Source organism: Pantoea wallisii (assembly GCF_002095485.1).
GTDB classification, from domain to species: Bacteria; Pseudomonadota; Gammaproteobacteria; order Enterobacterales; family Enterobacteriaceae; genus Pantoea; species Pantoea wallisii.
Genome location: NZ_MLFS01000007.1, coordinates 32,522 through 46,474 on the forward strand (window position 1 = coordinate 32,522; position 13,953 = coordinate 46,474).

The 13,953-nt window shown below is 55.0% G+C and carries 11 protein-coding genes; 10 read left to right on the forward strand and 1 reads right to left on the reverse strand.

From position 1 onward, the window contains the following. Positions 1–72: 72 nt before the first annotated feature. Complete coding sequence (tolC, locus tag HA48_RS04105) at positions 73–1,545, reverse strand: outer membrane channel protein TolC (RefSeq protein ID WP_128599902.1); 1,473 nt, start codon at positions 1,543–1,545, stop codon at positions 73–75. 213 nt (positions 1,546–1,758) lie between these two features. Between tolC and nudF the strand changes: the two genes are divergently transcribed. From nudF to HA48_RS04160, 10 genes are all read left to right on the forward strand, one after another. Next, positions 1,759–2,394, forward strand: a complete 636-nt coding sequence (gene nudF, locus HA48_RS04115) for an ADP-ribose diphosphatase (RefSeq protein ID WP_128599904.1) — start codon at positions 1,759–1,761, stop codon at positions 2,392–2,394. Beyond that, a complete protein-coding gene (locus HA48_RS04120) occupies positions 2,391–2,816 on the forward strand; it encodes a DUF1249 family protein (protein WP_128599905.1) in 426 nt (141 codons plus the stop codon). The genes nudF and HA48_RS04120 overlap by 4 nt, the downstream gene beginning before the upstream one ends. A 42-nt stretch (positions 2,817–2,858) precedes the next feature. Beyond that, complete coding sequence (gene cpdA / locus HA48_RS04125) at positions 2,859–3,686, forward strand: 3',5'-cyclic-AMP phosphodiesterase (RefSeq protein WP_128599906.1); 828 nt, start codon at positions 2,859–2,861, stop codon at positions 3,684–3,686. Between the two features lie 3 nt (positions 3,687–3,689). Continuing rightward, positions 3,690–4,271 carry an esterase YqiA gene (yqiA, locus tag HA48_RS04130; protein WP_128599907.1) on the forward strand — a complete coding sequence of 194 codons (582 nt, stop codon included), beginning with the start codon at positions 3,690–3,692 and terminating at the stop codon, positions 4,269–4,271. A 46-nt stretch (positions 4,272–4,317) separates the two neighbouring features. Continuing rightward, entirely contained in the window at positions 4,318–6,213 is a 1,896-nt protein-coding gene (parE, locus tag HA48_RS04135) for a DNA topoisomerase IV subunit B (protein WP_128599908.1), read from the forward strand. Positions 6,214–6,405: 192 nt separating this feature from the next. After that, positions 6,406–7,305, forward strand: coding sequence for a LysR substrate-binding domain-containing protein (locus HA48_RS04140; protein ID WP_128599909.1), 900 nt, complete (start codon positions 6,406–6,408; stop codon positions 7,303–7,305). 250 nt (positions 7,306–7,555) lie between these two features. Beyond that, a complete protein-coding gene (locus HA48_RS04145) occupies positions 7,556–9,679 on the forward strand; it encodes an Ig-like domain-containing protein (protein ID WP_128599910.1) in 2,124 nt (707 codons plus the stop codon). 59 nt (positions 9,680–9,738) lie between these two features. Next, on the forward strand, positions 9,739–10,617 hold the full coding sequence (locus HA48_RS04150) for an OmpA family protein (RefSeq protein WP_128599911.1): 879 nt from the start codon (positions 9,739–9,741) through the stop codon (positions 10,615–10,617). A 207-nt stretch (positions 10,618–10,824) separates the two neighbouring features. Further along, positions 10,825–13,569, forward strand: a complete 2,745-nt coding sequence (locus tag HA48_RS04155) for an Ig-like domain-containing protein (protein WP_128599912.1) — start codon at positions 10,825–10,827, stop codon at positions 13,567–13,569. Next, positions 13,563–13,952 carry a hypothetical protein gene (locus tag HA48_RS04160; protein WP_128599913.1) on the forward strand — a complete coding sequence of 130 codons (390 nt, stop codon included), beginning with the start codon at positions 13,563–13,565 and terminating at the stop codon, positions 13,950–13,952. Before HA48_RS04155 ends, HA48_RS04160 begins: the two co-directional genes overlap by 7 nt. The last annotated feature ends 1 nt before the right edge of the window (position 13,953 follow it).

Here is a 13,953-nt window from a genome sequence, read left to right on the forward strand (position 1 = left end):
CGGATGGCGAGGGGATCTTTACGTAGCTATACGTTTGAATGCGAAAGGGGCCGCAAGCAGCCCCTGACAATCTTAATTGGCGAAAGGATTTGCACTGCTGCGTGCGGCAGCCGGACGCGCTTGCGCAGCGGCGGAAGCGGAACCGGCTTGCGGGCCGTTATCCACACGGGCTGCCTGCTGGCTATTTTCCGGCGCGACGGCTTCAGGTGAAGTTGTCACCTCTTTGCCCAGCGTGCTGTTGAGCTGCTGCAGATCCTGCTCGTTCAGCGTGCCCAGCGCATATTTGATATTCAGCTGGTTGATCAGATAGCTGTAGCGCGCATTGGAGAGCTGCTGTTTCGCATTAAACAGCGTGGTGGTGGCATCTAACACATCAACGATGGTACGCGTACCGACCTGATAACCGGCTTCGGACGCATCCAGTGAGCTCTGCGCAGAAACCACGGACTGTTTGTAGGCATCGATGCTGCTGATAGACGCGTTCACGTTGTTGAAGGAGGAGCGAACGGTCTGAATCGCGCTACGGTGTGCGCCTTCCAGCTGCTCGCTGGCTGCCACAAAGTTGTACTGCGCCTGTTTCACCTGTGAAGTAACAGAACCACCGCTGTACAGCGGCAGAGAGAAGCTCAGGCCAACCTGGTTTGAACCGGTGATGGAGTCGCTTGTGCCGGTACTCTGGTTCGCGCGGCTGCCGCCATATTTGCTGTTTGAGAGACCGGTAGACGCGGTCAGATCCAGCGTTGGCATATGGCCCGATTCCGCAGAGCGAATCTGCTCACGCGCCAGATCCTGATTCAGACGGGCAGATAACAGGTTAAGGTTACGGCTCTCTGCCTGCTTCAGCAGCGTGGAGACCGCATCCGGACGGGCGGTTTTGAAACGATCAATATTCAGTGATGCCAGCGAAAGGTAGTCCATACCGGTGATCTGACGCAGTGATTCCACCGCGTTATCCAGATCGTTACGGGCAGTCACTTCGTTCGCCAGTACGGTGTCATACTGGGCGCGGGCGTTCTGCACGTCGGTGATGGCAACCAGGCCCACGTTGAAGCGCTGCGTGGTTTGATCCAGTTCGCGATAGATCGACTGTTTCTGTGCTTCAGTGTAAGAAAGCGTATCAATCGCCTTCAGTACGTTGAAATAGGCAGTTGCCGTGTTCAGAATCAGATCCTGCTGCGCAACCTGATAGGTGACATCCTGAATTCCGGCAGTTTTTTCCTGCAGCGTCAGCGCACGCCATTTCGACATATCGAAAAGAGTTTGGGTTAATTGCAGTGAGCCGCTGGTCGTGTTGGAATGAAGGCCGCTGTTGTCGCGATAACCACTGTTATAGGTATAATCTGCGCCCAGACCCAGCTGTGGCAGTAACGGGCTACGCGCTTCGTTGATTTTCTCAAAGGCCGCATCACGATCGGCGGCGGAAGCACGCAGATCGGGGTTGCTCAGGCGCGCCTGCTGGTAGACCTGCAGCAGGTTTTCTGCCTGGCTGGCAAGGCTAAATCCGCCCAGGCTCAGTCCAATAAAAAGTGGGAGCAGTTTTTTCATTTGCATTCCTTTTGATGCAGCCAAATGCATAGGTTGTGCTGCAGGTAAGCCAAAAAAATAATCGCCGATTCTACAGAGGCGGTGTCAGAGATAAGTTGGCTGAACGTGCCTTCTTCCCCTAATTTACGTAAATAATTCAGAAAGAACCACTCGGACGGAGCACAAGGGTTGGCTTTTCTTCGCTCCATCCCAATCTGCATAAGGAGCCAGACGATGGCGGGTCAAAAAAAATCCCCTGTGACTTTCACAAAAAACGATGTAGAAATTATTGCACGCGATACCCGCTACGATGGTTTTTTTTCCATCGTCAGTTACCGCTTCCGCCATCGCCGTTTTAATGGCGAAATGAGCGGTGAAGTGGTGCGGGAAGTTTTTGAGCGCGGGCACGCTGCCGTGCTGCTACCCTATGATCCCCTGCGCGACGAAGTGGTGCTGATCGAACAGATTCGCATCCCGGCTTACGACTCCAGTGCCACGCCCTGGCTGCTGGAGATGGTGGCTGGCATCATTGAACCGGGTGAAACGCCGGAAGATGTGGTGCGTCGTGAGGCGGTAGAAGAGGCGGGCCTCAAGGTTGGTCGCGTCAAACCGATAGTAAATTACTTAGCCAGCCCCGGTGGAACGTCCGAGCGTTTATCTGTGCTGGTGGGCGAAGTGGATGCCAGCCTGGCAGAGGGAAATCACGGGCTGGAGGAAGAGAATGAGGATATTCTTGTCCATGTGGTGAGCCGGGAACAGGCCTACCGCTGGGTGGAAGAGGGGATCATTGATAACGCGGCATCTGTCATCGCTCTGCAATGGCTGGCGTTGCACCATGAGAAACTACGACAAGAGTGGAAGCTTAAATGAAACAGCGCTATACCCCTGACTTTCCCGAAATGATGCGTCTGTGCGAAACCAACTTCGCCCAGCTGCGTCGCCTGCTGCCGCGTGGCGATGAGGCAGGCGCGTCGGTGATCTATCAGGTGAACGGCGCGCAGTACCAGTTGACGATAGAAGAGTCGACACGCTACACCACGCTGGTGGAGATTCGTCAGGTGGCGCCGGCGGTGAGCTACTGGAGCCTGCCGTCGATGTCGGTGCGGCTCTACCATGATGCGATGGTCGCTGAAGTGTGTTCCACACAGCAGATCTATCGCTTTAAAGCGCGCTATGATTATCCTAATAAAAAACTGCATCAGCGCGATGAAAAACATCAGATTAACCAGTTCCTTGCTGACTGGTTACGCTACTGTCTGACGCACGGTGCCGTGGCTGTGCCGGTCTGCTGATAGCGATGAATGCAATATTGGCGTGGAGATAAAGGAAACGCTTTGGATAGCCTGCTCACTCTTCCTGCGGTAAATGGGTCCGAAATCAGGATTTTGCAAATCACGGATACCCATCTTTTTGCAGGAAAACATCAATCGCTGCTTGGGGTAAATACCTGGTCGAGTTTTGATGCGGTGCTGGACGCCATCGCGGCGCAACAGCGCGAGTACGACCTGATCATCGCCACTGGCGATCTCGCTCAGGATCACACCGTCGAAGCTTATCAGCACTTTGTTGCAGGCATTGCGCGTCTGCCGAAGCCCTGCGTCTGGCTGCCGGGCAATCACGATTTTCAGCCAGCGATGGTGGATACGCTGGAGCAGGCCGGCATTGCGGCAGATAAACATGTGCTGCTGGGTGAGCACTGGCAGCTGGTGCTGCTGGACAGCCAGGTGCCTGGCGTGCCGCACGGCATGCTGAGCGAGTATCAGCTGGAGTGGCTGGACAGAACGCTGCGCATCTATCCGCAGCGCCACACGCTGGTTCTGCTGCACCACCATCCGCTGGCCTCTGGCTGTACCTGGCTCGATCAGCACAGCCTGCGCAATCCGCACCAGCTGGATGCGGTGCTGCAAAACTTTCCGCTGGCACGCCATCTGGTCTGCGGCCATATACATCAGGAGCTGGATCTCGACTGGCATGGCCGTCGTGTGCTGGCTTCCCCCTCAACTTGCGTCCAGTTCAAACCGCACTGCACTAATTTTACGATTGATACCGTGGCGCCGGGCTGGCGCTGGTTAACGCTTCAGCCGGATGGTGCATTACACACTGAGGTCAACCGTCTGCAGAGCGATATGTTCCGTCCGGACCTTGATTCCGAGGGTTACTAAACGATGGCGGCGCTGATCTACCTGCATGGCTTCAACAGCTCCCCCCAGTCGGCCAAAGCTACGCAGCTGCAGCAGTGGTGCCATGCGCACCATCCGCATATTAATGTGATGGTACCGCAGCTACCGACTTTTCCCGCCGAGGCCGCCAGTATGCTGGAAGAGCTGGTGATGCAGTACGCCGGCGAACCACTCGGGCTGGTCGGATCGTCGCTGGGCGGCTATTTTGCGACCTGGCTGTCGCAATGTTTTATGCTGCCGGCCGTGGTGGTCAATCCGGCGGTACGCCCGTTTGAGCTGCTGGTGGATTACCTTGGGGAGAACCGGAATCCCTACACCGGCCAGCAATATGTGTTAGAGTCTCGCCACATTTACGATCTGAAAGTCATGCAGATTGAGCCGCTGGAAGCGCCTGATTTGCTCTGGCTGTTGCAACAAACCGGCGATGAAGTACTGGACTATCGCCAGGCGCTGGATTACTACAGCGCATGCCGCCAGACGGTCGAACAGGGCGGCAATCATGCCTATATCGGATTCGAACGCCATTTCGCGCAGATCATCGATTTTCTGGGATTAAATTCTCTCTGATCCTGCGGGATGGTTCCTTTTTCATATTGCTAATCAGACAGTTACGATGAGCCAATCAAGCTATAATGCCGATGCCATTGAGGTCTTAACCGGCCTTGAACCGGTGCGTCGTCGTCCGGGGATGTACACCGATACCACGCGCCCGAACCACCTTGGTCAGGAAGTGATCGATAACAGTGTCGATGAGGCGCTGGCCGGTCACGCAAAACGTGTGGAGGTGATTCTGCACGCTGATCAGTCACTGGAAGTGATCGACGACGGCCGCGGAATGCCGGTAGATATCCATCCCGAAGAGGGCGTCCCGGCGGTTGAGCTGATCCTGTGCCGCTTACACGCGGGCGGCAAATTTTCCAATAAAAACTACCAGTTCTCCGGCGGCCTGCACGGCGTAGGGATCTCGGTGGTTAATGCCCTGTCGACGCGCGTTGAGGTAACCGTGCGCCGTAACGGCGAGATCTACCAGATTGCCTTTGAAAATGGCGAAAAGGTGCAGGATCTGAAGGTGATCGGCACGGTGGGCAAACGCAACACCGGCACCAGCGTTCACTTCTGGCCGGACGGCAGCTTCTTTGACAGCCCGCGCTTCTCCGTATCGCGTCTGAAGCACCTGTTAAAAGCCAAAGCGGTACTCTGCCCGGGCGTAGAGATTGTCTTTAAAGACAGAGTGAACGACACCGAGCAGACCTGGATGTATCAGGATGGCCTGACGGACTATCTCTGCGAAGCGGTGAACGGCCTGCCGACGCTGCCGGAGAAACCTTTTGTCGGCAGCTTTGCCGGCGATGTGGAAGCGGTGGACTGGGCGCTGCTGTGGCTGCCGGAAGGCGGCGAACTGCTGACCGAAAGCTACGTTAACCTGATTCCGACCATGCAGGGCGGTACGCACGTCAACGGCCTGCGTCAGGGCCTGCTGGATGCGATGCGCGAGTTCTGTGAGTACCGCAATATCCTGCCGCGCGGTGTGAAGCTCTCGGCGGAAGATATCTGGGACCGCTGCGCTTACGTGCTATCGGTCAAAATGCAGGATCCGCAGTTTGCCGGTCAGACCAAAGAGCGTCTGTCATCGCGCCAGTGTGCCGCTTTTGTCTCGGCCGTGGTGAAAGATGCGTTCAGCCTGTGGCTCAACCAGAACGTCCAGGCCGCCGAGATGCTGGCGGAGCTGGCGATCTCCAGCGCGCAGCGTCGCATGCGTGCAGCGAAGAAGGTGGTGCGTAAAAAGCTCACCAGCGGGCCTGCGCTGCCGGGCAAACTGGCTGACTGCACGGCGCAGGATCTCAATAAAACCGAGCTGTTCCTCGTCGAAGGGGACTCCGCAGGCGGGTCGGCCAAACAGGCGCGCGATCGTGAATATCAGGCGATCATGCCGCTGAAGGGTAAGATCCTGAACACCTGGGAAGTCTCATCGGATGAAGTGCTGGCCTCGCAGGAGGTGCACGATATCTCGGTGGCCATTGGTATCGATCCGGACAGTGAAGATCTCAGCCAGCTGCGCTACGGCAAAATCTGTATCCTCGCGGATGCAGATTCCGATGGCCTGCATATCGCTACGCTGCTGTGTGCCCTGTTCGTGAAGCACTTCCGCTCGCTGGTGCTACAGGGCCATGTCTATGTGGCGATGCCGCCGCTCTACCGTATCGATCTGGGTAAAGAGGTCTATTACGCGCTGGACGAGGACGAGAAAGAGGGCGTACTTGAGCAGTTGAAGCGTAAAAAAGGCAAGCCGAACGTGCAGCGCTTTAAAGGCCTGGGTGAAATGAACCCGCTGCAGCTTCGTGAAACCACGCTCGATCCCAACACCCGTCGTCTGGTGCAGCTGACGGTTGAAGAAGAGGATGTGGAGCAGACGCTGCGCGTAATGGACATGCTGCTGGCGAAAAAACGGTCAGAAGACCGTCGTAACTGGCTGCAGGAGAAGGGCGATCTCGCCGATCTCGAAGTGTGATTCCGGAAGGACGCTGCGGCGTCCTTTTTTGTCTGTAAAAGCGTCATTCTCTGCGTGGTTGACACCGCGCGTCTCCTGTTTTAGGGCATTGTGTTATTCTGCTGCGGCGAAGTGCGGCTTAATCTACCCCTGTTGGGTAGCCGCTAACGCTAAGACCGGTCTCGAAGTCGTGGTGCGCTGAGGAGGGAGTACGTGAAAATTACACTGGAAGAGTTACGCGCCTGGGTGGCGGTGGTCGACACCGGTTCCATCACCGCCGCAGCGGAGCAGCTGGAGCAGACCAGCTCCGGCATCAGCCGTGCGCTAAGCCGGCTGGAGAGCAAGCTGCAGACCACGCTCATGCACCGTACCACCCGCCGGTTAGCCCTGACTGAAGAGGGGTTGATCTTCCTCGACCACGCGCGGCAGATTCTGGCCTCGGTTGAACAGGCTGAGGAGCATATCGCCCAACGCCGCGATATCCCTGCCGGTCGCCTGCGCATCAACGCCAACACACCGTTTACGCTGCACGTGATTGTGCCGCTGATTGAGGCGTTCCGTCAGCGCTATCCGCACATTCAGCTGGAGTTGAACACGGACGACATCGTTATCGATTTGCTGGAGCAGCAAACCGATATCGCCATTCGCATTGGCGAGCTGCGCGATTCAACGCTGCGCGCGCGGGTGCTGGGCAGCAGTGCGATTCGGCTGTTAGCCAGCCCAGAATATCTGCAACGGGCGGGCACGCCGCAGAGCGTGGCGGCGCTGGCGGAGCATCAGCTGCTGGGTTTCAGCCAGCTGGATGCCCATAATGTCTGGCCGGTGTGGCAGCGCGAAGGCGAGTTTTTGCGCATCAAGCCGACGCTGTGCGCCTCCAGTGGTGAAACGCTGCGCCAGCTGGCCTTAGCCGGACAGGGTATTGTTCGCTTATCCGATTTTGTCAGCCGTGAAGATCGCGTCAGCGGCCGTTTAGTGCCGGTACTGGAAAGTGAAACGCGCGAGCTGCGCCTGCCGATCCATGCAGTCTACTATCGCAATCAATCACTCAGCTCTCGCATTACCTGTTTTCTGGATTTTTTACGGGAAAAAATTCAGGAAAATCAGCTGTTATAAGTCTATTCGCTCGAAACAGAGCGCCCTCCCTTTTTAACGGTTATTGCAGAATATCGCGTTAATTCAATCAATTAATCGATCCATTACTTTTCTGACAACCATATCAATTATTTTTTCCTAACGGGACGTTTCTTATGTCTCGGAATTATCTCTTTCCGGAATATGTCGCCACTTTGAGTCCGCATTCGCGGGCAGAGCCAGGGAAGCAGTGAACCACACTGCTGACATCAATGTTCGGAAGGGAATTATCATGAGCGTTTCGCCCGTAAGTGTTGCGGTTATCGATAAAAAAACGATAACGAAAGCCGAAGTGCTGCGTGCCGGTAAAGACGGTAAAGCGGTAAAAATTCAGGCCATCGCCAACGGTAAATATTTACTGACCCACAGCAACGATGGCGTTGCGCCGGAAAATATTACCGTTAAGCGTGTAGGAAAAAACCTGCTGGTTATGCTGGAGGGCGCCGATGCCAGCAAACCCGATTTAATTATTGAAGACTTTTTTGCCAAATCCGGCACGCTGGTGGGTAAAGCGGAAGACGGTGAACTGCATGCATACGTCGCTACTGACGGCAATGCCGACCACGAAGCGGTGGCGCTGGCCGATGGCGAAACCTCGGCGCTGGCGCTGGGCGAAGGCAGCGTTGATGATAATGCCGGTTATGTACTGGCCAGCGGTTTCGAGTGGTCGCCGGCGCTGATTGCGCTCGGCGGTCTGGCCGCGATTGTAGCAGCAGCGGGCCTGGGCTATGTGGTGGCAAAAGATCACTACCAGGATAAAGACAGCGGACAGCAGCAGGGTGCTGGCGGCGGCGACAGCGGCGGTGATGATCTCCACGTGCCGGTGATTGCAGAAGTGGTGGACAACGTTGGTGATGTCACCGGCCCTATCGCCAACGGTGGAGCCACTGACGACACCACGCCAACCTTCAACGGTACCGGCACGCCAGGTAACACCATTGAGATTCGGGACGGTGAAACGCTGATTGGCGAAGTGCTGGTTGGCAGCGACGGCAGCTGGAGCTTTACGCCGGATAAAGCGCTCAGCGCGGGCAGCCACAGCATTACCACGCGTGAGCGCAATGCAAACGGCGTTGTCAGTGAGCCGAGCGATCCGTGGGAATTCACCATCGATCTGACCGCGCCGGCAAAAGGCACGATTGGTGGCGTATTTGATGACACCGCAGAGCCCGCGAAAGCCATCAGCAATGGCGGCCTGACAAAGGACAATACGCCAACCCTGACGGGCAAGGCAGAAGCGGGTTCAACTGTGCAGGTGTGGGATAACGGTAAACTGCTCGGGACCACCAAAGCAGATAAAGACGGTAACTGGAAATTCACCACGCCGGAGCTGGTCGATGGTAAGCACGATCTCAGCATCGTGGTTGTCGATCCGGTTGGGAACAAATCCCTGCCTTCGGATGCATTCATTATTGACGTCGATACGATCGCCCCGGAAAACAGCGGCATCGGTAAGATCATCGACAGTGATGGCAATCTGATTGATGACGGTTCTGCCACCAAAGATCCACACCCGACGCTGGAAGGCAGCGGTGAGAACGGTGAAGTCGTTATCATCATCGACAACGGCAAAGTGATCGGCTCAACGGTGGTGGAAGGGGGCAAATGGACCTTCACCCCAGATAAGCCGCTCGATTCAGGCCGCCATGAACTGGAGGTTGTGGTGCGCGATCCGGCAGGGAACGAGTCCGCACCATCGGATAAAGTGATTATCGATCTGGAGGGCGCGAATCCACCGGTTGACCCGGAGCCTATCGATCATCTGCCCGATCCGGATGTACCGCTTGCCGGGACCATCGATACCATCTTCAAGGATAATAATGATGCCGGTATCCGTTACCCGATTGAGAACGGCGGCGCGGTAAACGATCAAACCATCATTATTACCGGCACCGGTGTTCCTGGCGATCTGATTACCATCTACCTGCTGGGCGAAGAGGGTAACTCTTATATCTTCAGCACTACGATCGGTGCGGACGGCAAATGGGAGTTCACTACGCCAGAGCTGGCCGAAGATAATTACGATATGCGCGGTGTGTTCTCACATGATGGCGTGGTGACCGGCAAAACTGACATCTTTAACGTTACCGTTGATGTGACGCCGCCAGAGCAGCCAGAGGTAGGAATTGAAGGGCTATTTGGCGCGCTCTCACTCAACGATCTGCTGGCGGCTGAAGGTCACGCGCTGTTTGCAGAAGAGAGTAATAGCGCAGAAGGCCAGGATATTAAGACGTCATTATTAAATGGGCTCGAATTTAATGAGTCAGTAAATATGCTGACGCAGCAGGGCGTCGCCATTAATGACAGCATCAGCGAGCCGCTTTCAGGCGTGCATTATGATGTGCAGGATATCTAAGGGAATAACGGAATAACCAACAGGACCAGGCAGGCGCTGAGTGCGCCTGCAATCTAAATATGAAAAAATTATCAACGCTTATATTCGCCACAACGCTGGGTGTGTCTGCTTTATCCACGCTAAATGTTTACGCAGGCAATAATTTCGGCCAGGCCTGGCGCTCAATGCCCGCCGCCGCCGCCGAGCAGGCTCGGATTGTTTATTATCGTCCTGCTGAGGCGACTGGTGCAAAACCGGCACATATCTATATCGACGGCGAATTCCAGAGTGCACTGCTGCCCGGCGGCTATACCGTATTTTGCCTGGCACCGGGAACGCACTCCCTGGGCAGCTTTGTCGATGATGCGCCGCATTATCAGGGTAAACAGAGCCAGCCGTGGCGCGATAGCCTGGCCGCCGGTAAAACCTACTACATTCGTGCCAGCCTTGATAACTCAGGCCGCCCGCTGGTGATCCCGGCAGAGACAGCTCAGCAGGAGCTGGCAGGCACACGCCAGCAAACGCATCTGCGCTCCCGGGCATCTGCCGTCGTAGCCTGTCAGGCTGGCACTACACAGTCTTATGATAATTATGCGTTCTCATCTGATCTGCTGTTCCGCTTTGGCAGTGCCAACAGTACTGATATCTCCGCTGACGGCCGGGCTGCTATCCAGCAGTTCGCAACCATGCTGAAAAATCAGCCCTCACCGCAGCATCGTATTATCGTCACTGGCTTTACCGATCCTATCGGCGAAGAGAAAAACAATATGCGCCTGGGGCAGCTGCGCGCTGAGGCGATTAAGCAACTATTGATCAGTAACGGTATCTCTGGTGCGTTAATTACTTCCCAAAGCATGGGCGCCAGCCAGGTGACTAAGCAGTGTAGTGGTTCACGTAAAAATCAGATTAGCTGCTATTCCAGCGAGCGTCGCGTCATTATTAGCGTTGCAAATAAGTAATTACCTTATCGCTTTCTGATAATTAACCAAGGGTCTCCATGTTATTTATGGAGACATATTTTAATGCCCGGCGTTTCTTATTAGTGGAAGCGCTAAAAAATGATTCTTTAAGACGTGTCTCGTGTAACAGGAATCGTTAATAGCAACAGAATAGTCGCGTTCAGAAGGAGGATTCTGAACGTGAAACCCAAATAAAAGGAATGAAGAATGGCTAACGAAAATACGATTGGACAAGTTAAAGTCCTTAACTCTGGCAGAAATGAAGCCGTAATCTCTGAAACAAATATTAAAAACGCGGGCTGCACCGCTTATATCTTTGTGGATGGCAAAGAGTATAAAGTTCCCGTTGATGAAAAAGGCAAATGGAGCTTCACGCCACCAGGCGGCTGGGGTGAAGGCCGCCACGTTGTATCAATCGAAATCGTTGACCGCGCCGGTAACATCGGCAACCCAACCTTTGAAATCGTCAACATCGATACGTCAGGACCTGTTAAACCAGAGATCTTCCGTGTGGTTGCCGGTAACGACTACCTCACGCCTGGCGAAGCCACCGGCGATCACAAACCGGTGATTTCTGGTGTGGCTGAACCTCACGGCATTGTGCGCCTGTACGGTTCGGATGGCGTGACCGTTATTGGCTCAACCCGTGCCGATGCTATGGGTGCCTGGACGATTACTCCTGAGCTGGCAGACGGTGAGCATAAGCTGACGGTTAAAGTAGAAGATGGCCTGAAGCGCGTGAGTGACAGCTCTGATACCTTTATTGTGAACGTTAACAATGGCGCAGTAACACAGGCGGTAAAAGAAGCTTCGGATGAGGCTGCGCAAACCGTTGAGCCGCTGGCGGGCGATGTGGGCATCCATGACAACATCAAGCCTATCGGCATTTACAAAGACAACTTCACCCTGAGCGGAACTGCTGAGCCGGGTACCGTCGTTCAGGTGCTGATCAACAATGCGATCTACACCATTACGGTTGGCGCAGACGGTAAGTGGAGCCACAGAGCCACCGATCTGGATGATGGTACCTACATCACTCAGTTCCGCTATAAAGATCGCGCCGGCAACTGGGGCCCGGTCACACAGCGCGTGATCGAAATCATGCCAACGGAGCCGGAAGCACCGCAAATTATGCGCGTGCTGGACGATGTCGGCCAGAATGATTATCTGGCGCCAATGAGCTACACCAACGACAAAACGCCAACGCTCTCTGGCGTCGCTATGCCAGGCAGCACCGTGTATATCTATGAAAACGGTGTGAAGATCGCCAGCGTTGTCGCAGGCCAGGACGGTCGCTGGACGACGACGATTGAGCTGAATGAGAGTCTGACCACGCACAATCTCACTGCTAACTATGTGGATCCATTTGGAAAAACCAGTAAAACCTCAGACATCTTTAATCTGATGCTGGATCTGAGCACCCCAACGCAGCCTGAGCTGAGTGAAGTTTACGATGACGTGGGCCGTTATCAGGGCGTGCTGAAATCCGGTGACACCACCGATGACACTTCACCAACCCTGACCGGTAAAGCGGATGCGGGCACCCTGGTGCGCATCTGGAACGGCAATGAGCTGCTGGGCTCGGTGATCGCCAACGGCCGTGGCGAGTGGAAGATCGATCTGCAGCTGGAAGATAAGAAGAGCTACACCCTGCGCATCGACTCCGTCAGCAAAGGCGGAAACGTATCTGCACCGACTCCGGACTTTGAACTGAGCGTTGATGCCAGCATTCTGCCGCCAGCAGACATCGATGCGGTCTACAACAACAACGACGGCAAAATGGACCCGATCACTAACGGTGGCCAGACTAACGATGACACGCCGCTGCTGACCGGAACAGGCAACGATGGCGATATCATCTACGTAGAAGTGGATGGCAAGCAGGTCGCTTCCACCAAAGTTGAAAACGGCAAATGGCAGATCGAAGTGCCGAAGCTGGCAGAAGGCGCGCACGATCTGACCGTTGTGGTAGAGGATCCAAGCGGCAAAGTCTCCGAGCCATCCGCGCCGTTCAAAGTCATTGTCGATGTTACGCCGCCGGATCAGCCGTCTAAGCCTGGCACCATCATTGATAACGAAGGTCCGGTTACTGGCCCGATTGAAGAGGGTAAACCAACTGACGATCAGCGCCCGGTATTTGAAGGTTCTGACGGTGAGAAGGGTGACCAGGTCGAGCTGATTATCGTTGATAAAGATGGTAATCCGATTAAAACCATCGGTACCGGTACCGTAGGCGATGACGGCAAGTGGACCGTACAGCCCGATCAGGATCTGGGTAACGGTGAACACAACGTAGTGGTTGTCATTACTGACCCGGCCGGCAACAAATCGAACCCGTCCGATCCGGTTAAAGTGATCGTAGATGACTCTAAGCCGGCGCCGCTGGAAAACTTCGAACTGTTCGATGACGTTGGCCCTTACACCGGCCCGATCAAAAATGGCGATGTGACCGATGATAAAAACCCAACGCTGCAGGGCTCTGCACCGGCGGGCAGCAAGGTTAACGTGTATCTGGATGGCAAGCTGGTTGATACCGTTGATGTAGGCGCTGATGGTAAGTGGAGCTATGAGTTTAAAGATCTGAACGAAGCGAACCACAATGTGTACATCCGTCCAGTCAGTCCGGCTGGCGTGATTGGCGATGCCAGCGCACCTGTCAGCTTTACCGTTGATGTCACCCCACCGACCACCGGCACGTTTGATGGCGTCTACGATGACAACAAAGGGCTGGAGCAACTGGTGCCTATTATTGATGGTGAGTATCTGACGAACGATCCGGACCTGATTCTGAAAGGTACCGGTCAGGCGGGCGATATCGTTCTGGTCTATAGCGATGTTGCGCATCAGAATCTGCTGGGCTCCACGGTGATTGGCGCGGATGGCAAATGGCGCTTCGAAACCTCAGAGATGGTGGTTGAAGGTGAAGATAAAACCTCGATTTCAATGTGGTGATTCGTGATACCGCAGGTAATGAGCTTAATCTGCCAACCAACTATCAGGTACGAGTCGATCTCGAAAAACCTGAAGCCCCTGATGTCGGCATTGAATCTTTCGGTGTATTTGAAACGCTGATGGATCTCTCTCTGAACGACATCATGGCACTGAACAGCGACTCACTGTTCATCGACAACGGCAAATCGCAGGTTATCGTTAGCGGCAACGCCGGTGACGACGTGAAGCTGGAAGATATTCTGCCGAAGGGCGAGGATATCTCTAACTGGAACCAGGCAAACGGCACGGTAACCGTGGCAGGCGTTGAGTATAACGTTTACCAGAACACCGCTGGCGATGCCGAAGTTCTGGTGCAGAACAACCTGCACAACGAACAGCACTAAT

Bases quoted from the DNA above. Each gene is read 5' to 3' on its own strand.
- HA48_RS04145 (WP_128599910.1), top strand. From the start codon at position 7,556: ATGAGCGTTTCGCCCGTAAGTGTTGCGGTTATCGATAAAAAAACGATA.
- parE (WP_128599908.1), top strand. From the start codon at position 4,318: ATGAGCCAATCAAGCTATAATGCCGATGCCATTGAGGTCTTAACCGGC.
- HA48_RS04120 (WP_128599905.1), top strand. From the start codon at position 2,391: ATGAAACAGCGCTATACCCCTGACTTTCCCGAAATGATGCGTCTGTGC.
- yqiA (WP_128599907.1), top strand. From the start codon at position 3,690: ATGGCGGCGCTGATCTACCTGCATGGCTTCAACAGCTCCCCCCAGTCG.
- nudF (WP_128599904.1), top strand. From the start codon at position 1,759: ATGGCGGGTCAAAAAAAATCCCCTGTGACTTTCACAAAAAACGATGTA.
- tolC (WP_128599902.1), bottom strand. From the start codon at position 1,545: ATGAAAAAACTGCTCCCACTTTTTATTGGACTGAGCCTGGGCGGATTT.
- HA48_RS04150 (WP_128599911.1), top strand. From the start codon at position 9,739: ATGAAAAAATTATCAACGCTTATATTCGCCACAACGCTGGGTGTGTCT.
- HA48_RS04155 (WP_128599912.1), top strand. From the start codon at position 10,825: ATGGCTAACGAAAATACGATTGGACAAGTTAAAGTCCTTAACTCTGGC.